Below are 605 nucleotides of genomic sequence, written 5' to 3' on the forward strand. Positions count from 1 at the left end.
CGGTCGAGTGTCTGGCGTACTGTCGAGTTCTCGTACATGGCATCGCGCAACTCAGGGTTCTGCACCAGCGCCGGCGCATAGAGCGTTTCGCTGTCCCCGCCAAACTTCACGGCCAGGCGTCGACAGATATGGTCGGGATTCATGTATTCACCCGCGCGCAACGATCCCCCGATAGCGCACACGAACGAGCATTTTCGCTCCCCTTTCTCGAACACGTTGTCGGCCACGGCACCCACATTACGCCCCATGCCGACAGCAACGATCGAGCCATCCTGCAAGGTCCTCGATAAGTGATCGGCGACCAGGCTCGCCACACCGGAGCGCTGCACATCCGCATCGGTATGATCGAGCGATACAAGGGCACGTTTGATGCCGAAGCGGCGTATCAACTCACGCTCAACCTCGGCGCTTACCGAGGGGTGCTGACGAACTCGCACATCGACGATGCCTTCCGCGTGCGCTCGCTTGAGCCAGCGTCCGGCCTTGACCCGAGATATTCCCAAGCGATTGGCAATGACTTCCTGCGTCTCACCCTCCACGTAATAGAGCGTGGCGATTTCGGTCATCAACGCGATATCAGCATTCTCGACGCGCTCATTCATGGC

At 59.5% G+C, this 605-nt stretch carries 1 protein-coding gene; it reads right to left on the reverse strand.

Features of this window, described 5'->3' with window-relative positions; translation table 11 throughout:
• Positions 1 to 605 (reverse strand): sugar-binding transcriptional regulator (locus HHA01_RS14700; RefSeq protein WP_307725353.1); only part of this gene is annotated, 605 nt, incomplete at both ends.

The sequence above is a fragment of the Halomonas halmophila genome (assembly GCF_006540005.1).
In the GTDB taxonomy this organism is placed as follows: Bacteria; Pseudomonadota; Gammaproteobacteria; order Pseudomonadales; family Halomonadaceae; genus Halomonas; species Halomonas halmophila.